Below are 17,254 nucleotides of genomic sequence, written 5' to 3'. Positions count from 1 at the left end.
GGTCGTCAACGGACGATGGCCGCCTCGATGAACTCATTGGTGTCGGTTGGGGGCGGCGATTGGGTAGCGCGTACCGGGACGATCAGGCTGGTGTATTCCTCGATCAACCGGTTCAGCGCCTCCGGCGGCTCACTCGCCTGGAACTGCATGCGGATCTGCACTTCGTCTGGGTCCCGGCTTTCACCCTGACGGCCCTGGCCGCCGATGGTCACCTTGAAGCTGGCGGCCTTGCTCTCGGCTGCCGTCAGCAGCGCCTGTTGCGCTTCAGTACCTTTGACCCTTACAGACAAATCGACCTGCATGCGCTCCAGGGCCAGGCCCTTGGGTGATACCAGGGCGAACAATGGAACGCGCATGATGTGCTGGCCGTCCATCGCCACCTCGACCATCTTGGCCTTCATAGGGGCGCCCAACGCCTCGGTGTCGCATTCGAAGAACTGGTCGAAGAGGTTGATGTACTGCTGGGCGATCAAACTGTTGGTGGCGCTGGCGGCCTCTTGCAGGCCACGGGTGATCTCGCGCAGGTCGATGGAGGTCATGGGGGCAGGGGGCTTTTGCAACGATCCGACTCCTCAAGCCAGGTTATGCCCCTCTCATTGCGGGAAGAGGGGCTCGAGGGTGAAGTGCAAGGGTCTTAAGGGGTCGGTAGTTTTTCAGGCTCAGGCCCTTTCAAGGTATCGGCCTGGGAAATTTCGTCCGGGCTTTCCAGCGCGGCCGTTCTGACAACGGTTGGCTTGGTCGCGGCGTCAGTCAGAAACTCGATTACCCTCATCATCGCTTCGGGCGGTTCCTGGCGTTTCAAGGTCGTGTTGAAGGCATAGCGGGCGCGGGTATCTGTCTTGCGGGTTTGCGTGGACTTGTGGCTCACGCTGCCTTTCACGTTCAGCTTGAACGGCCCCCAGCCCAGGGAGGCGGTCGTTTCTGCATTCATGTCCTTGCTGGATACATCTTCGGACATCTGGCTGATGACCAGCTCGAACTCGACATTACCCTCTTCAATGGAAATGTTCGGGTGGGTAATGGCCGCCAGCAGCGGCACTTTCATGGTCTTGCTGACTACACCCTTGTATTCGCCTTGTTCGTCGACGATGGTTTCGTCGTAGTCGAACTGGATGGCGACGGCCTTGCCATCCTGGACGCACACCTGCATCAGGAAGTCGGCGTACGATTTACTGGCAGTCACCTGCGCCTGGACCATGGCCTGCAAGGGGCCAGCAATCAGGCGGTCCATCGGCAGGGCGTTGATGACGGAGCCAATCAGGCTGTTATCTATCGACATATAAGGAAACTCATCTTCTGGTGGGTTGAGGCAACCGCATAAGGGCTGCTACGGTGCTTGGGTATCAGCGAGTGCAAGGCTCCTGGCGCCGGATGTTGCCGATCTGGCGCAGGCTCAGGCCGTACTTGTTCGCCAGCAGGCTGCGTGACAAGCCGTTGGCGCTTTCCTTCTGGATCTGCTGGTTGCGCAGTTGGCGCAGAAAGTGGTCAGCCTTGGGAATTTCCAGTGCGACCCCGGCAAAGCGCTTGATCAGTGCGTCTAACGCTTCGGCTGGCTGCACGTCGGCGAGCTTGGTGCGCTCGCGGTGCTTGGGAATGTATTTGGGCCTGCCGCCGTAGGCGCAGGTGAGCTGGTAGGCGTTTTCGATACCGATACACTCGATCAAGGCCTGCAACGAGTGGGGCAGTTGGCTGATATCGATCTGGCTCAAATCTGGCAGTTGCATATGGCGCTCCTTCGGGATGGGTGGATGTGCGACCCGATCACCCACGGCGTTATGTCGAAGGTGTGAGCAAATTCTGTGCGACAGCCAAGGCGCGTCGCTAGGCGACATAGGGGCTGGGGGTTGTAGCTTCGGTGAGTAGGTTTTGCAGGCAACGATATCTGGCGGTGTAGGAAATCGCGTTGACTTCCGGCTGTACCGTAAGGCGACCCATCTGGTTACTCCCATTGATGCGAATGGGTCAGGCAACCATCAGTCGCACGGATAGCTGCTCAGCAAGCTGGCGCTAGCCAGGTAGGCGTGAGGGGTGGCGCGCATGCCTTGGGGCAATGTGCGCCAATCGACCAACAGGCAAAGCGCATGCAACGGCTGCCCGTTGCGCTGGCCAATGGCCGGGCCGGCAAAGCTGCGGCGGTACAGTGCCTGTGTCTGGCGCAGTGCCTGTACCTGGTCGGCCTGGGCCAGGGTTTGCCGAGCCAGGTCGGGTAACCGGGCCGCAGGCACGCTGAAATGTACCGGCGCAGCACCAGCCTGCAGGTAGCCGGCCTGGCGGACACGTTGCCACAATTGTTGCCATTGGCTGGCACCGGCATGGGTAGCCAACTGGTGGCCCAGTTCGAGCAGGTGTTCGTCAGGCGTCTGCTGGGTGTCCAGCGCATGAAGGGAGAGGGGGGACAGAAACAGCGATGCGAACAGCAACGTTTTGTACATGGTGCCTCCGGCATGGGTGCTTGGAACTCCCATGCTTTCAGGCCCGCGCTGCCCCACCCAGCAGGAAATACAGCGCTGTGGGCAGTGACCGTTGTATCATTGCCGCCGCTCGTTGCGAGCCATTTGCCCCTGATGTTGCAAGGAACCTTCGATGACACACGTGCAGCGCCTCAAATATTCACTTTTGATCATCCTGGTGGTATTGGGCCTGATGCTGGGCCTGTCCCATCTGCAGAAGCAGGGCACAATCAGTGAACAGACCTTCCAGATGCTGGCCATCGCCATTGCCGTGGTGGTCGTGGTGATCAACGGCATTCTGCGGCGCAAGGTCAAGCCCTGATCTGCGCGGGCCGGCCAGGCATGGCCGGCCATGCGCTCAGCGCGAGAGTGTTTGCTCCAGTACGGCACGCGCCTGGGGGTTGAGGCTGTAACATTTGTCGCTACCCAGCTGGATGACGCCTTCGGTGCACAGGCGCTTGAGTACTTCGCGCACACTGAGGAACGACAACGGGATATCCAGTTGTTCCAGTTGTGCATGCACACCGCGCACGCCAATACTGCGGCCATTGCGGTCGGCGGCGTGCAAAGCGTCGATCACCTTGAGGCGGATCAGGCTGGTGCGCAGGCCGAAGGTGCGCAGCAGCTCGCGGATCTGTTCATTGCCGATGCGTTCTTCAGAAAAAGCGTCCTGTCCATTGGGCGCTTTGCCTGGGACGCGCCCGGCCTGGATCGAGGGTTGCGGGTTGTACATGTGAATGCTCCTTTTCGTGGACGAACCCGAAATGTGGTTGCCTCACTTACTAGGACGAATGAGAACGCAAAAACTGCAACTCACTCGTAAAAAAAATGCCTGCTCCTCATCAAGACGTTCCATCGCCTTGTAATACGTAAAATTTTCATCTGGCCATTCGTCTGATCGGGATGACCCCCGAATCCGAGGAGTGCCCGTGTTTCCACTTTCCCGTCCCATGACGTGCGCCGGCCTGGCCGCTGCCCTGGTGGCCTTCAGTATCGGCGTACAGGCGCAGCCCGCCGTAGCCGATACCAGTGCCCAGATCCGTCGCACCAGTTTTGGCGTGCCGCATATCGTGGCCAAGGATGAGCGCGGCCTGGGCTATGGCGTTGGCTATGTCTATGCCCAGGACAACCTGTGCCTGCTGGCCAATGAAGTGCTGACCGTGAGCGGTGAGCGATCGCGCTTTTTCGGCGCCAAGGGCAAGACCCTGGAGCAGCGTGACAACCTGGCCAGCGACCTGTTTTTCACCTGGCTCAACAGCCCGGCGGCGGTCGATGCGTTCCTGCAGGCACAGCCAGCGCCGGTACAGGCACTGCTGGCGGGTTATGCCAGCGGCTACAACCGGGCATTGGCCGAGCGCCGTGGCCAAGGGCTGCCCGCCGAATGCGGCGAGGGTGAGTGGGTGCGGCCTATCAGCAGCCAGGACCTGGTCAAACTGACCCGCCGGTTGCTGGCCGAGGGCGGTGTCGGGCAGTTCGTCGAGGCGCTGGCGGGGGCACACCCTCCAGCACTGACCCGCCAGGCATCCTCAGCGGGTTTTGCCGCTGCGCTGGCCCGGCAGGAGCGGTTCGCCTCGGAGCGTGGCAGCAATGCTGTGGCAGTAGGTGCGCAGCGTTCGGCCAATGGCCGCGGCCTGTTGCTGGCCAACCCCCACTTCCCGTGGATGGGCGGCATGCGCTTTTACCAGATGCAACTGACCATTCCAGGCCAGCTCGACGTGATGGGCGCAGCATTACCGGGCCTGCCGATGATCAACATCGGTTTCAACCAGCACCTGGCGTGGACGCACACCGTCGACACCTCTAAGCACTTCACCCTCTACCGCCTGCAGCTCGACCCCAAGGACCCGACGTGCTACTTGCTCGATGGCAGGTCGCTACCGCTGGCCCGGCAAACCATCCGTGTGGCGGTCAAGGCCGAGGATGGCAGCCTGAGCCAGGTAGAGCGGCAGGTCTACAGCTCGCAGTTCGGCCCGGTGGTGCAATGGCCAGGTCGCCTGGACTGGGATGTGCATGCGGCCTACAGCTTGCGTGACGCCAACCTTGAGAACACACGTGTACTGCAGCAGTGGTACCAGATCAACCGTGCCGACAGCCTCGCGGCATTGAAGGGTTCGGTCGAGCAGTTGCAAGGCATCCCTTGGGTCAACACGCTGGCCGTGGACCAGGGTGGGCGGGCTTTGTACCTGAACCAGTCGGTCGTGCCCTATGTCGACCAGCAACTGCTGGATACCTGCAGCAACCCGCAGGCGCAAGGGCGCGTGGTGGTGCTGGATGGTTCGCGTAGCGCCTGCCAGTGGAAGGTGGACGCGCAGGCGGCGCAACCGGGCATTTTCCCGGCCCGCTTGCTGCCGAGCCTCGAGCGTGAAGACTTCGTGCAAAACTCCAACGACCCGGCCTGGATGGCGAACCCTGCACAGCCGCTGACCGGCTACTCACCCTTGGTCAGCCGCAATGACCAGCCGCTGGGCATGCGTGGCCGTTTTGCCCTGCAGCGTTTGCAAGGCACCGCCCGGTTGGGTGTGGATGAGCTGCAGCGCATTGTCACCGATGACGAGGTCTACCTGGCCAGCCTGGTGCTGCCGGACCTGCTGCAATGGTGCAAGGGTGCCAGCGCGGATGTGCAGGCCGTGTGCAGCAGCCTGGCTGCCTGGAACGGCAAGGCCGACCTGGACAGTGGCATTGGCCTGGTGCATTTCCAGAATCTGTTCACTGCCTTGGCCGAGCACCCGGAAAGCTGGCGGGTGGCGTTCGACCCGGCCGACCCGCAGCACACCCCGCGCGGCCTTGCGGTCGAGCAAGCCGCGGTGCGTAATCTGGTACACGATGCAGCACTGGCGTCGATCAAGCAGGTAAGTGAGAGTGGCGTGGCCGGGGAGGCGCGTTGGGGGCAGGTGCAGCAGGCGCTTGATGGCACGCCGGTACCGGGTGGCCCGCAGGCGCTGGGGGTGTACAACGCGATTTACAGCGTGCCGCACGGGCACGGCAAGCGGCTGGTGGTCAGTGGTACCAGCTACCTGCAACTGGTCAGCTTCACCGACAAAGGGCCAGAGGCGCGTGGGCTGCTGGCGTTCTCGCAGTCCAGCGAGGCCGCTTCGGCGCACGCCAGTGACCAGACCAAGGCCTTCGCGGCCAAGCAACTGGCGCTGATACCGTTTACCGAGGCACAGATCAAGGCGGACCCTGAGTACCGGGAGTCGGTGATCAGTGAGCGGGACAAGGGGGCAATGGCGCAGCAGTAAGGCATGCTGGCCACTTCGCGGGTCACCCCCGAAGTGGCCAGTGCTGGCAACCCGCTGGTGTCGGGGTCAGGAAAACTCGAACGGCGCCAGCTGGAACCCTTGCTCGTCAACCTGCAGGGCCCAACCCCGGCGGTCCCAGTCGCCCAGCACGATGCGCCGTGCTGGCTGCCCATCGACCATCAGCTTGTGGATCGCCGGGCGGTGGGTATGGCCATGCACCAGCGTGCGCACGCCATGCGCCGCCATCACCTTCGGTACTTCCTCCGGCGTGACGTCGACAATTTCGGTGGATTTCATCCGCGTTTGCGTGCGGCTTTCGCTGCGCAGCTTGCGCGCCAGCTTGTAGCGGGACGACAACGGCAGGTGGCGCAAAATCCACAAGCTCAGCGGGTTGCGCAGCAAACGGCGCATTTTCATGTAACCCAGGTCGCGGGTGCACAAAGTGTCGCCATGCATCAGCAGCACCTGTTCACCGCCCAGCTCGATCACGCTGGGGTCGCTCAGTAGCGTGCAGCCTGCGGCGTCGCAGAAGGCCTGGCCAATCAGGAAATCACGGTTGCCGTGCATCAGGTAGATGGCCGTGCCGCTGTCGCTCAGCCGGCGCATGGCCTGGCAGATCGACTGCTGGAAGGGCGTCATGGCATCGTCACCGATCCACGCTTCGAAAAAGTCGCCAAGAATGTACAGCGCCTTGGCGTGGCGGGCACGGCCATCGAGCAGATCAAGAAACGCCCGGGAAATATCCGGGCGTTCTTCTTGCAGATGCAGATCGGAGATCAGCAGTATCACTCAATGATCTCGGCTTTCTCGATGATCACGTCGTCTTTCGGTACGTCCTGGTGACCCGCTTTGGAGCCGGTGGCGACTTTTTCGATAGCGTCGACAATTTCACGGCCTTCGATCACTTCGCCGAACACGGCGTAGCCCCAGCCCTGCACGTTCTTGCCGCTGTGGTTGAGGAAGTCGTTGTCGGAGGCGTTGATGAAGAACTGCGCCGAGGCGGAGTGCGGCTCCATGGTGCGGGCCATGGCGATGCTGTACTTCGTGTTCTTCAGGCCGTTGTCGGCTTCGTTCTGGATGCTGGCGCGGGTTTTCTTCTGGCTCATGCCGGCCTCGAAGCCGCCGCCCTGGATCATGAAGCCCTTGATGACACGGTGGAATACGGTGCCATCGTAGTGGCCGTCCTTGACGTACTGAACGAAGTTTTCGGTAGTCAGAGGCGCTTTCTCGGCGTCCAGGTGCAGGACGATGTCGCCGTGGTTGGTGCTCAGTTTGACTTTGGACATGCTGAAACTCGCTCTTTCAAGGCAATCAGAAATTAGGGTGCGCAGTGCGCGGGTTATCACCTGACGCAGGATCAAGCGAACTCGACACATGGCGCGCACTGGCCATTTTGCCAGGCTGCGGCAAAAAGCCGTGATAAATCACATCAGTTTGTTTGGGCCCGACTGTCAGCAGCTTGACTGCTTCGGCTATGATAGGCCCTTTGATTCAATCGGCCTACCCAGGCTGGACACACGCATTCAAGGATCCTATGAGCAAGCCCACTGCCGACAACGCGCCCAACGCCGCTGCCAAAGGCGCCCCCGCTGTCCCTGCGAACTTCCTGCGGCCGATCATCCAGGCCGACCTGGACTCGGGCAAGCACAGCAGCATCGTCACCCGTTTCCCGCCGGAGCCCAATGGTTATCTGCACATCGGCCACGCCAAGTCGATCTGCGTCAACTTTGGCCTGGCAAAGGAATTCGGCGGCGTCTGCCACCTGCGTTTCGACGATACCAACCCGGCCAAGGAAGACCAGGAGTACATCGACGCCATCCAGAATGATGTCAAGTGGCTGGGTTTCGACTGGGCCGGCGACGTGCGTTATGCCTCCGACTACTTCGACCAGTTGCACGACTGGGCGGTCGAGCTGATCAAGCAGGGCAAGGCCTACGTCTGCGACCTGACCCCTGAGCAAGCCAAGGAATACCGCGGCACCCTCAAGGAGCCGGGCAAGAACAGCCCGTTCCGCGAGCGCAGCGTGGAAGAAAACCTCGACCTGTTCGCCCGCATGAAGGCCGGCGAGTTCAAGGACGGCGAGCGCGTGCTGCGGGCCAAGATCGACATGGCCTCGCCGAACATGAACCTGCGTGACCCGATCCTGTACCGCATCCGCCATGCCCACCATCACCAGACCGGTGACAAATGGTGCATCTACCCCAACTACGACTTTACCCACGGCCAGTCGGACGCCATCGAGGGCATTACCCACTCGATCTGCACCCTGGAATTCGAAGGGCATCGTCCGCTGTACGACTGGTTCCTCGACAACCTGCCGGTGCCGGCACATCCGCGCCAGTACGAGTTCAGCCGCCTGAACCTGAACTACACCATCACCTCCAAGCGCAAGCTCAAGCAGTTGGTGGACGAGAAACACGTCGACGCCTGGGACGACCCACGCATGTCGACCCTGTCGGGCTTCCGTCGCCGTGGCTACACCCCGGCCTCGATCCGCAACTTCTGCGAAATGATCGGCACCAACCGTTCCGACGGCGTGGTCGACATGTCGATGCTGGAGTTCAGCATCCGTGACGACCTGGACCGCACCGCACCGCGCGCCATGTGCGTGCTGCGCCCGCTGAAAGTGGTCATCACCAACTACCCCGAAGGCCAGGTCGAGCAGCTTGAGCTGCCACGTCACCCGAAGGAAGACATGGGTGTGCGCGTGCTGCCGTTCTCCCGCGAGCTGTACATTGACCGCGACGACTTCATGGAAGAGCCGCCGAAGGGCTACAAGCGCCTGGAACCGGCTGGTGAAGTGCGCCTGCGTGGCAGCTACGTGATCCGCGCCGACGAAGCCATCAAGGATGCCGACGGCAACATCGTCGAGCTGCGTTGCTCGTACGACCCGGACACCCTGGGCAAGAACCCTGAAGGCCGCAAGGTCAAAGGCGTGATCCACTGGGTGCCGGCCGAGGGCAGCGTCGAGTGCGAAGTGCGCCTGTACGACCGCCTGTTCCGCTCGCCGAACCCGGAAAAGACCGAGGAGGGCGGCAGCTTCCTGGACAACATCAACCCTGGTTCGCTGCAAGTGCTCAGCGGTTGCCGTGCCGAGCCGTCGCTGGCGCAGGCGCAGCCCGAGGACCGCTTCCAGTTCGAGCGCGAAGGCTACTTCTGCGCCGACCTGAAAGACAGCCAGCCGGGCCGCCCGGTGTTCAACCGCACTGTCACCCTGCGTGACTCCTGGGGCAGCTGAGGAACCACCGTGCTTACCATTTACAACACCCTGAGCAAAGCGAAGGAAACCTTCAAGCCGCTGGATGGCAACAAGGTGCGCATGTACGTGTGCGGCATGACCGTGTACGACTACTGCCACCTGGGCCATGGTCGCAGCATGGTGGCCTTCGACCTGGTCACCCGCTGGCTGCGCAAGAGCGGCTATGACCTGACCTACGTGCGCAACATCACCGACATCGATGACAAGATCATCAATCGGGCCAACGAGAACGGCGAAACCTTCGACGCGCTCACCGCCCGCATGATCGACGCGATGCACGAAGACGAGCGTCGCCTGAACATCCTGCCGCCGGACCAGGAGCCGCGTGCCACCGACCATATCGCCGGCATGCACGCGATGATCCAGACCCTGATCGACAAGGGTTACGCCTACGCCCCGGGCAATGGCGACGTGTACTACCGCGTCGGCAAGTTCGTCGGCTATGGCAAGCTGTCGCGCAAGAAAATCGAAGACCTGCGCATCGGCGCACGCATCGAGGTCGACGAAGCCAAGCAGGACCCGCTGGACTTCGTGCTGTGGAAAGGCGTCAAGCCGGGCGAGCCGAGCTGGGAGTCGCCATGGGGCCCAGGTCGTCCGGGCTGGCACATCGAGTGCTCGGTGATGTCCACCTGCTGCCTGGGTGAGAGCTTCGACATTCACGGTGGCGGCAGCGACTTGGAGTTCCCGCACCACGAGAACGAGATTGCCCAGAGCGAGGCGGCCACTGGCAAGCAGTACGCCAACGCCTGGATGCACTGCGGCATGATCCGTATCAATGGCGAGAAGATGTCCAAGTCGTTGAACAACTTCTTCACCATCCGTGACGTGCTCGAAAAGTATCACCCGGAAGTGGTGCGCTACCTGCTGGTGGCCAGCCACTACCGCAGCGCGATCAACTACTCGGAAGACAGCTTGCGTGATGCCAAGGGCGCGCTGGAGCGCTTCTACCACGCCCTGCGCGGCCTGCCACGGGTGGCGGCCAAGGGTGGCGAAGCGTTCGTCGAGCGCTTCAGCGTGGCGATGAACGACGACTTCGGCACCCCTGAAGCCTGCGCTGTGCTGTTCGACCTGGTGCGCGAGATCAACCGCCTGCGCGACAGCGACCTGGAAGCGGCTGCCGGCCTGGCTGGTCGCCTGCGCGAGCTGGGTGATGTGCTGGGTGTGCTGCAGCTGGAAGCCGATGACTTCCTGCGTGCGGGTGCCGAAGGCAAGGTCGATGCTGCCGAGGTGGAAGGCCTGATCCAGGCGCGTCTGCAGGCGCGTACGGACAAGAACTGGGCAGAGTCGGACCGTATTCGCGACCAGCTCACCGCCATGGGCGTAGTGCTGGAAGACAGCAAGGGCGCGACTACCTGGCGTCTGGCTGACTGATCGGCGTATAGGGGCCGCAAAGCGGCCCCGCTTTTACTTGGCCAGCCCCGCGAGCGGGCAGTGCAGCACTAACCTGGCCCCACCCAGCTCGCTCTCTCCAATCTCCAGCCCAAACCCATGCAGGTCGACGATCGCCGCAACGATCGACAACCCCAGCCCGAACCCGGCATGGCGGTGGCCTTCATCACTGCGGTAGAACCGCTTCAGCACCGCAGTACGCTCTTCTTCGGGAATGCCCGGCCCGCTGTCCTCGATGGCCAGGTGCACGCCGGTATCGTCCTGTGTCGCGAAAATCCGCACCTGCCCACCCTCGGGTGTAAACTTGATCGCATTGCCTACCAGATTGGCCAGCGCCTCGAACAGCAGTTCGCGGTCACCGTGCAGAGCCGGCAGCTGTGCGGGCTGGTGCAATTCCAGATGAATGCCGCCATCCTCGGCCAATGGCAGGTAAAAGTCGTGCAGTTCGACCAGCAGTTCATGAGGGTCCAGCTGGACGAAACCAGCCCGGCGCTGGCGGTCTTCCAGCTCGCTGATGCGCAGTAACCCACGAAAGCGCGCCATCAAGGTGTCGGTTTCGCCAATGGCCTGGTCCAGCGCCTCGGCTTGCGCGGAATCCACGTCGCTTTGCTGGCGAATGCGGTAAAGCTGGGCGCGCAGGCGGGTCAGCGGGGTGCGCAGGTCATGGGCAATGTTGTCGCACACGCCTTTGACCTCGTGCATCAACCGCTCGATGCGGTCGAGCATGGCATTGACGATGGCGGCCAGCATGTCCAGTTCGTCGCGCCTGGCCGACAAGGGCAGGCGGTGAGTCAGGTCACCCGCGACGATAAGCTCGGCCTGGGCCTGGATCGCACGGATACGCTTGAGCGGGCGGCGGCGCAACAAATACCAGCCGGCAAAGCCTGGGATCAGCGTCAAGGAGATACCCCAGAGCAGGGCATCGAGAATGATCCGGGTAACCACGAACAGTGAGCCGTTGTCGCGGAACAGTACCAACCAGCGGCCATCCTGTACCTTGATCGCTACCGCGTCGCAGCTGTCGCGGGGCAGGTGTGGGTCGTCGGCATCCAGGCAGCGTTTCAATTCATGGATCTTGCCGTCCAGCCTGAGCTCCGGGGGCAAGGCTCGCACACTGCCGCCAATCGGGTTGAGCTGGGTGTCGAACAAGCCATAGGCATCGAAGCTGCGCTCCTCGAAGGCCTGGCTGGCGATCAGGGCGTCGTCCAGTTGTTTGCCGCTCATGTGCGCGAACAGGTGCTGACGCTGCAGCATGGAGTGGCGGGTGAGTTTGTTCAGGTAGCTGGACACCTCGAAGTACAGCACCCCCATGAGGATGCTGCTCCAGGCCACGAACAGAAAGCTGTACAGCGCCAGCAGGCGGCTGGTCGAGGAACTCCAGCCTTTAGACGGGTTCAGCAATGGCATAGCCGGAGCCCCGTACCGTACGGATCAGCGGCGATTGGCCGGGGGAGTCGATTTTCTTGCGCAGGCGGCCGATGTGCACGTCGATCAGGTTGGTGCCCGGGTCGAAGTGGTAGCCCCAGACTTCCTCGAAAATCATCATCCGCGTGATTACCTGGCCGCTGTGGCGCATCAGGTATTCCAGTAGCTTGTACTCGGTGGGCAGCAGGTTCAGCGTGTTGTCACCGCGACGCGCTTCGTGGCTGATCAGGTCCAGTTGCAGGTCGGCGACCTGCAGGCGGGTCTGGGTCATGGGCACGCTGTTGCGGCGCAGCAACACCTCGACCCGCGCGGCCATCTCGTCGGAGGCGAACGGTTTGGTCAGGTAGTCGTCACCGCCGGCACGCAGGCCGCGCACCCGCTCATCGACGTCGGAGAGGGCGCTGATCATCAGGATCGGCGTGGCGATCTTGAGGCTGCGCAGGGTGGTGACGATGGTCAGGCCATCGACCTCGGGCAGCATGCGGTCCAGGGTGATCAGGTCGTAGCCGCCGGCAATGGCCTTGGCCAGGCCCTCACGGCCATTGTCGGCCCAATCCACCTCCAGGCCGTGGCTGGTAAGTTCGGCGACGATTTCCTGGCCGGTGACGGCGTCGTCTTCGATGGTCAGTACGCGAGGCATGCTGGTTCCTGGGCATCTAATAGAGATTTGATTGTGCCAAAGAATAGACAACCGGCGATTTAAGAAAAATTCATCTAGCGTGCGCCGATACCTTCAGCATGCATGATCTGCGCAATGATCGGCACCGGGGTCATCAGGTGCGAGCGCATCATGGCGCTGGCGCGCTTGGCATCACGGGCGAGAATCACCTCGACCAGCGCTGCATGCTCCTGGCGCTTGAGCTCCAGCGCCTGCTCGGAAAACACCGTCTGCGTCAGCCACAGATGGCGGTAGCGTTCGGCCTGGTCGAACAGGTAGGTGCGCGCTTGCAGCAGGTGCTTGGAGCCGCAGCCCGAGGCGATGGCGGTATGGAACGCCTTGTGCCGTTCGTCCCACACGTCCAGGCGCTGTTCACGGGTTTTCACCTCCACCACTTTGGCCAGGGTGTGCGAGTGGGCCAGCACCGAGGCCTCCCAGGCGTCGTCGCCGCGTTCGATGGCCAGGGCGATGATCATCGCTTCCAGGTTGGCGCGGGCATCATAGATGTCGTTCATCTCGTCCAGCGACATGGGCGCCACCCGGTAGCCTTTCTGGCTTATCGCGTTGACCAGGTGCTCTGCCACCAGTTGTGACAGTGCTTCGCGCAGCGGGCCCACGCCCAGGTCGTAGCGTTCCTTGAGGGCGCTCATCAACAGTTTTTCACCGGGTTTGAACACGCCGCGGATGATGTCCTTCTTGAGCCTCTCATACCCGCTGAATGCTGAGTTTTGTCGGGGGGCGAGCGCTTCCAAGATCCTGTTCCTCAAAACGTTTTGCCGATCATACCGAAACCCTCTGCCGACGAAAAACAATGGACAAAAAAGTCTAATGTCGCTGAATGATAAAAATGTAGACATTTTGAGTTTGTAGCGATATTTTTACCTCGCCCGCACTGCTCCAGGTCACTACCGGACGGCGCCACACAACTTTTTTTGCCAGGACACTGCCATGAACGCCTTTACGCAGATCGACGAACTTGTCATGCCGCTGCCGCTCGAACCGCAGGGCTACACCATTGCCCCCTCGAAACAGTCGCCGCGCCTGCTGGAACTGACCTTTGCCCGGGAAACCGTCGAAGCGTTCGTGCAGGCGGTTGCCCAATGGCCGGTACAGGCACTGGAGTACAAGTCGTTCCTGCGTTTTCGTGTAGGCGAAATCCTTGACGAGTTGTGCCAGGGCACCTTGCGCCCGGTGTTGCTCAACACCATCCTCGACCGCGCCAGCGGCGGCATGCTGATTACCCCTGTCGGCCTGGACGACGTGAGCCAGGCCGAGGACATGGTCAAGTTCACCACCGCTTGTGCACACCTGATCGGCCGTTCCAACTACGACGCCATGAGTGGCCAGTTCTACGCGCGCTTCGTGGTGGTCAACAGCGATAACTCCGACAGCTATCTGCGCCAGCCGCACCGGGTCATGGAACTGCACAACGACGGCACGTTCGTGAACCAGATCACCGACTACGTGCTGATGCTGAAAATCGACGAAAAGAACATGGAAGGCGGCAACTCGCTGCTGCTGCACCTGGACGACTGGGAGCAGTGCGACGAATTCTTCCGTCACCCGATGGCACGCCGCGAAATGCGTTGGACCGCACCGCCGAGCAAGAAGGTGGCCGAAGATGTGTTCCACTCGGTATTCGACACCGATGCCGAAGGCCGCCCGACCATGCGCTACATTGACCAGTTCGTGCAGCCGGAAAACTACGAGGAAGGCATCTGGCTGAACGCCTTGTCCGATTCGTTGGAAGGCAGCGAGAAGAAGGTTTCGGTACCGGTGGGGGTGGGCAGCTTCCTGCTGATCAACAACCTGTTCTGGCTGCATGGCCGCGACCGCTTCACCCCGCACGAGGGGCTGCGCCGCGAACTGATGCGCCAGCGTGGTTACGTCGCTTTCCCTAAACCGCTGTACCAGCGCGGGCAATAATGACAGGGCGCGGGGCGGGCGCCCGCCCACGCGTCTTTGCACAAAACGATGCCACCTGGGCCCGCGCGGGCCTCGGTGAGCAAGCCAGGCAATGCCTGCGTGTGAGGTAAGGCTGTGTACGATTTCATCATTATTGGCGGTGGCATTGTGGGCATGTCCACGGCCATGCACCTGATCAAGGTCTACCCGGACGCAAAGATTCTCCTGCTGGAGAAAGAGTCTGGCCCGGCCCGCCACCAGACCGGCCACAACAGCGGCGTGATCCACGCCGGTGTGTATTACACCCCCGGCAGCCTCAAGGCGCGCTTCTGCCTGGAAGGCAACAAGGCCACCAAAGCCTTCTGCACCCAGCACGGCATCCGCTTCGATGAGTGCGGCAAGCTGCTGGTAGCCACGAACGACCTGGAAATGCAGCGCATGAAGGCGCTGTGGGAGCGTACTGCGGCCAATGGCCTGGAACGCTACTGGCTGTCGGCTGACGAATTGCGCGAGCGCGAGCCCAACATCGTTGGCATGGGTGGCATCTTCGTGCCGTCCAGTGGCATCGTCAATTACGCTGAAGTCACTGCTGCCATGGGCGCCGAATTCCAACGTGCCGGCGGTGAAATCCGCTATGGCGCCGAGGTGGTCGGCCTGCAGGAGCAGGCCAGTGAAGTGATCGTGCGCACTCAGCGCGACGAGTTCCGCAGCCGTTTCCTGGTGACTTGCTCGGGCCTGATGGCCGACCGAGTGGTGAGCATGCTGGGCCTGCGCACCGAGTTCGTAATCTGCCCGTTCCGTGGCGAGTACTACCTGCTGCCCAAACAGCACAACCAGATCGTCAACCACCTGATCTACCCGATCCCCGACCCGTCGATGCCTTTCCTGGGTGTGCACTTGACCCGCATGATCGACGGCACCGTCACCGTTGGCCCCAATGCTGTACTGGCGATGAAACGCGAGGGCTACCGCAAGACCGACGTCAGCCCCAGTGACTTGTTCCAGACCCTGACCACCCCTGGCATCCTCAAGGTGCTGGCGAAGAACTTCCGCCCGGGCCTGATCGAGATGAAGAACTCGTTGTTCAAGGGCGGGTACCTCAAGCAAGTACAGAAATACTGCCCGAGCATCACCAAGGCCGACCTCACGCCTTACCCGGCTGGTGTGCGTGCCCAGGCAGTATCGCGTGATGGCAAGCTGATCGACGACTTCCTGTTCGTCAACACCGCGCGCAGCGTCAACGTGTGCAACGCACCGTCGCCAGCTGCCACCTCGGCTATCCCGATCGGCGCCTATATCGTCGAGAAAGTTTGCGAGCAGGTCAGCCTCCAGGGCGGCAGCTTCCCCAAAGCAGACCTGGCTGCCAACCAGCGGGCGGCTAGCTGACACCGCCGTAGCACCTCTTGCGGTTTCGTTTTACTCAACCCGAACTGCCCTACTCACCATTTAGGGCAGGGCGGGCTTTTTCGCGCCTGCGTCGGTGACGTGCAGCCGGCGGCCCCAGCGTGGGCATGACAAAAACAACAAGGTAGCGCCATGCAAACCCACAAGAACAATTTGAGTCATGGATTGAAATCACGGCATGTGACCATGCTGTCCATTGCCGGCGTGATCGGCGCCGGCCTGTTTGTCGGTTCTGGCCGCGCCATCGCCGAAGCAGGCCCGGCCACCATCCTGGCCTACATCCTGGCAGGCGGGCTGGTGGTATTGGTAATGCGGATGCTGGCCGAAATGGCGGTTGCCTCGCCGGATACCGGCTCGTTCTCGACTTACGCCGACCTCGCCATCGGCAAATGGGCCGGCTACACCATCGGTTGGCTGTATTGGTGGTTCTGGGTGCTGATCATCCCGATCGAGGCCAATATCGCCGCTACCATCATCAACTCCTGGGTCCCGCAGATGGAGATCTGGGTCTTGTCGTTGGTGATCACCTTGCTGCTGACCGCCACCAACCTGTTCAGCGTGAAGAACTACGGCGAGTTCGAATTCTGGCTGGCACTGGTCAAGGTGGTGGCCATCGTCAGCTTCATTGCCCTTGGCGTTTGCGCTATTTTCGGCCTGTTGCCGGGGTCCGGCGTCAGCGGCGTTTCGCGCCTTTGGGATACCGGCGGCTTCATGCCCAACGGCTTTGGTGCGGTGCTGAGCGCGATGCTGATCACCATGTTCTCGTTCCTCGGGGCCGAGGTGGTGACCATTGCCGCCGCCGAATCCGACGAGGCGGGCAAGCATATTTCCAAGGCCACCAATTCGGTGATCTGGCGGATTACCCTGTTCTACATCCTGTCGATCTTCATCGTGATCGCACTGGTACCGTGGACCGACCCTCGCTTGGCTACCGAAGGTTCTTATGTCACGGTGCTGGATACACTTGGCGTGGCTAATGCCAAGGCCATCATCGATTTCGTGGTGCTGACGTCGGTGACCAGCTGCCTCAACTCGTCGCTGTACACCGCCTCACGCATGGTTTATTCCCTGAGCCGGCGCGGTGACGCCCCGGCCTGTGCCCAGGTAACCAGCCGCAGTGGTACGCCGGTGGTGGCGGTGCTGTTGTCCACGGGTGCTGCATTTCTGGCGGTGATCGCCAACTACCTGGTACCGGCCAAGGTGTTCGGCTTCCTCATGGCAAGTTCCGGCGCCATTGCCCTGCTGGTGTACCTGGTCATCGCCATTTCCCAGCTGCGTCTGCGCCAGCGCCTGACTGCACAGGGTAAGACGTTGGGCTACCGCATGTGGTTGTTCCCGTGGCTGACCTGGGGCGTGATCCTGTTCATCAGCGGCGTACTGGTACTGATGCTGTTCCGGCCGGATCACCGCCTGGAAGTGGTGTCGACCATGGTGCTGGCGGTGCTGGTGGTGTGTTCGGGGCTGCTGGTGACCCGGCGCCGGGCGCGCGCGGTGGTGGTGGGGGGCGTAGGGCAGGGCGCCTGAT

General features: G+C 61.9%; 17 protein-coding genes. 7 read left to right on the top strand and 10 right to left on the bottom strand.

Annotation, left to right across the window (positions count from 1 at the left end; all coding sequences use genetic code 11):
* Positions 1 to 5 precede the first annotated feature (5 nt).
* The 4 genes from ACNQP3_RS15140 to ACNQP3_RS15125 form a co-directional block, all read right to left on the bottom strand.
* Positions 6 to 560, bottom strand: coding sequence for a DUF2589 domain-containing protein (locus ACNQP3_RS15140; protein ID WP_012272518.1), 555 nt, complete (start codon positions 558 to 560; stop codon positions 6 to 8).
* A 74-nt stretch (positions 561 to 634) separates the two neighbouring features.
* The gene (locus ACNQP3_RS15135) at positions 635 to 1,279 is read right to left on the bottom strand and encodes a DUF2589 domain-containing protein (protein ID WP_012272517.1); all 645 of its coding nucleotides are present in this window, start codon (positions 1,277 to 1,279) and stop codon (positions 635 to 637) included.
* A 64-nt stretch (positions 1,280 to 1,343) separates the two neighbouring features.
* A complete protein-coding gene (locus ACNQP3_RS15130; protein ID WP_264316143.1) occupies positions 1,344 to 1,724 on the bottom strand; it encodes a Mor transcription activator family protein in 381 nt (126 codons plus the stop codon).
* 249 nt (positions 1,725 to 1,973) lie between these two features.
* Positions 1,974 to 2,432: a hypothetical protein gene (locus ACNQP3_RS15125; RefSeq protein ID WP_012272515.1), complete on the bottom strand. Its 459-nt coding sequence runs from the start codon at positions 2,430 to 2,432 to the stop codon at positions 1,974 to 1,976.
* A 151-nt stretch (positions 2,433 to 2,583) separates the two neighbouring features.
* On the opposite strand from ACNQP3_RS15125, the gene ACNQP3_RS15120 reads away from it, so the two are divergent.
* A complete protein-coding gene (locus ACNQP3_RS15120) occupies positions 2,584 to 2,772 on the top strand; it encodes a hypothetical protein (protein ID WP_003248064.1) in 189 nt (62 codons plus the stop codon).
* Positions 2,773 to 2,808: 36 nt separating this feature from the next.
* Here ACNQP3_RS15120 and ACNQP3_RS15115 read toward each other — a convergent pair whose 3' ends face one another.
* Complete coding sequence (locus ACNQP3_RS15115) at positions 2,809 to 3,183, bottom strand: hypothetical protein (RefSeq protein WP_012272514.1); 375 nt, start codon at positions 3,181 to 3,183, stop codon at positions 2,809 to 2,811.
* A gap of 196 nt (positions 3,184 to 3,379) precedes the next feature.
* Between ACNQP3_RS15115 and ACNQP3_RS15110 the strand changes: the two genes are divergently transcribed.
* Positions 3,380 to 5,689: an acylase gene (locus tag ACNQP3_RS15110; protein ID WP_319026124.1), complete on the top strand. Its 2,310-nt coding sequence runs from the start codon at positions 3,380 to 3,382 to the stop codon at positions 5,687 to 5,689.
* Between the two features lie 66 nt (positions 5,690 to 5,755).
* Here the strand turns inward: ACNQP3_RS15110 and ACNQP3_RS15105 are convergent, their stop codons facing one another.
* Entirely contained in the window at positions 5,756 to 6,478 is a 723-nt protein-coding gene (locus ACNQP3_RS15105) for a UDP-2,3-diacylglucosamine diphosphatase (RefSeq protein WP_012272512.1), read from the bottom strand.
* Entirely contained in the window at positions 6,475 to 6,975 is a 501-nt protein-coding gene (locus ACNQP3_RS15100) for a peptidylprolyl isomerase (protein WP_264316142.1), read from the bottom strand. Before ACNQP3_RS15100 ends, ACNQP3_RS15105 begins: the two co-directional genes overlap by 4 nt.
* Before the next feature lie 248 nt (positions 6,976 to 7,223).
* Here ACNQP3_RS15100 and ACNQP3_RS15095 point away from each other — a divergent pair, with 248 nt between their 5' ends.
* Positions 7,224 to 8,927, top strand: coding sequence for a glutamine--tRNA ligase/YqeY domain fusion protein (locus ACNQP3_RS15095; protein WP_264316141.1), 1,704 nt, complete (start codon positions 7,224 to 7,226; stop codon positions 8,925 to 8,927).
* Between the two features lie 9 nt (positions 8,928 to 8,936).
* A complete protein-coding gene (gene cysS / locus ACNQP3_RS15090) occupies positions 8,937 to 10,319 on the top strand; it encodes a cysteine--tRNA ligase (protein WP_060514113.1) in 1,383 nt (460 codons plus the stop codon).
* A 33-nt stretch (positions 10,320 to 10,352) separates the two neighbouring features.
* Here cysS and ACNQP3_RS15085 read toward each other — a convergent pair whose 3' ends face one another.
* From ACNQP3_RS15085 to csiR, 3 genes are all read right to left on the bottom strand, one after another.
* Complete coding sequence (locus tag ACNQP3_RS15085) at positions 10,353 to 11,744, bottom strand: sensor histidine kinase (RefSeq protein ID WP_012272508.1); 1,392 nt, start codon at positions 11,742 to 11,744, stop codon at positions 10,353 to 10,355.
* Complete coding sequence (locus ACNQP3_RS15080) at positions 11,722 to 12,402, bottom strand: response regulator transcription factor (RefSeq protein ID WP_012272507.1); 681 nt, start codon at positions 12,400 to 12,402, stop codon at positions 11,722 to 11,724. Before ACNQP3_RS15080 ends, ACNQP3_RS15085 begins: the two co-directional genes overlap by 23 nt.
* 74 nt (positions 12,403 to 12,476) lie before the next feature.
* Positions 12,477 to 13,172, bottom strand: a complete 696-nt coding sequence (gene csiR, locus ACNQP3_RS15075) for a DNA-binding transcriptional regulator CsiR (protein ID WP_012272506.1) — start codon at positions 13,170 to 13,172, stop codon at positions 12,477 to 12,479.
* 196 nt (positions 13,173 to 13,368) lie between these two features.
* On the opposite strand from csiR, the gene glaH reads away from it, so the two are divergent.
* The 3 genes from glaH (at position 13,369) to gabP (ending at position 17,253) form a co-directional block, all read left to right on the top strand.
* Positions 13,369 to 14,346, top strand: a complete 978-nt coding sequence (glaH, locus tag ACNQP3_RS15070; protein ID WP_012272505.1) for a glutarate dioxygenase GlaH — start codon at positions 13,369 to 13,371, stop codon at positions 14,344 to 14,346.
* A 114-nt stretch (positions 14,347 to 14,460) separates the two neighbouring features.
* Entirely contained in the window at positions 14,461 to 15,711 is a 1,251-nt protein-coding gene (lhgO, locus tag ACNQP3_RS15065) for an L-2-hydroxyglutarate oxidase (RefSeq protein ID WP_012272504.1), read from the top strand.
* Positions 15,712 to 15,861: 150 nt separating this feature from the next.
* Positions 15,862 to 17,253 carry a GABA permease gene (gabP, locus tag ACNQP3_RS15060; protein ID WP_060493701.1) on the top strand — a complete coding sequence of 464 codons (1,392 nt, stop codon included), beginning with the start codon at positions 15,862 to 15,864 and terminating at the stop codon, positions 17,251 to 17,253.
* The last annotated feature ends 1 nt before the right edge of the window (position 17,254 follow it).

It is taken from the genome of Pseudomonas sp. LFS074 (assembly GCF_047978165.1).
Lineage (GTDB): Bacteria > Pseudomonadota > Gammaproteobacteria > Pseudomonadales > Pseudomonadaceae > Aquipseudomonas > Aquipseudomonas putida_P.
Note: the sequence above shows the minus strand (reverse complement) of the source record. Positions and strands in the feature narration are given on the sequence as shown.

Bases quoted from the DNA above. Each gene is read 5' to 3' on its own strand.
- ACNQP3_RS15135 (WP_012272517.1), bottom strand. From the start codon at position 1,279: ATGTCGATAGATAACAGCCTGATTGGCTCCGTCATCAACGCCCTGCCG.
- ACNQP3_RS15130 (WP_264316143.1), bottom strand. From the start codon at position 1,724: ATGCAACTGCCAGATTTGAGCCAGATCGATATCAGCCAACTGCCCCAC.
- ACNQP3_RS15125 (WP_012272515.1), bottom strand. From the start codon at position 2,432: ATGTACAAAACGTTGCTGTTCGCATCGCTGTTTCTGTCCCCCCTCTCC.
- ACNQP3_RS15120 (WP_003248064.1), top strand. From the start codon at position 2,584: ATGACACACGTGCAGCGCCTCAAATATTCACTTTTGATCATCCTGGTG.
- ACNQP3_RS15115 (WP_012272514.1), bottom strand. From the start codon at position 3,183: ATGTACAACCCGCAACCCTCGATCCAGGCCGGGCGCGTCCCAGGCAAA.
- ACNQP3_RS15100 (WP_264316142.1), bottom strand. From the start codon at position 6,975: ATGTCCAAAGTCAAACTGAGCACCAACCACGGCGACATCGTCCTGCAC.
- ACNQP3_RS15095 (WP_264316141.1), top strand. From the start codon at position 7,224: ATGAGCAAGCCCACTGCCGACAACGCGCCCAACGCCGCTGCCAAAGGC.
- ACNQP3_RS15085 (WP_012272508.1), bottom strand. From the start codon at position 11,744: ATGCCATTGCTGAACCCGTCTAAAGGCTGGAGTTCCTCGACCAGCCGC.
- ACNQP3_RS15080 (WP_012272507.1), bottom strand. From the start codon at position 12,402: ATGCCTCGCGTACTGACCATCGAAGACGACGCCGTCACCGGCCAGGAA.
- glaH (WP_012272505.1), top strand. From the start codon at position 13,369: ATGAACGCCTTTACGCAGATCGACGAACTTGTCATGCCGCTGCCGCTC.
- gabP (WP_060493701.1), top strand. From the start codon at position 15,862: ATGCAAACCCACAAGAACAATTTGAGTCATGGATTGAAATCACGGCAT.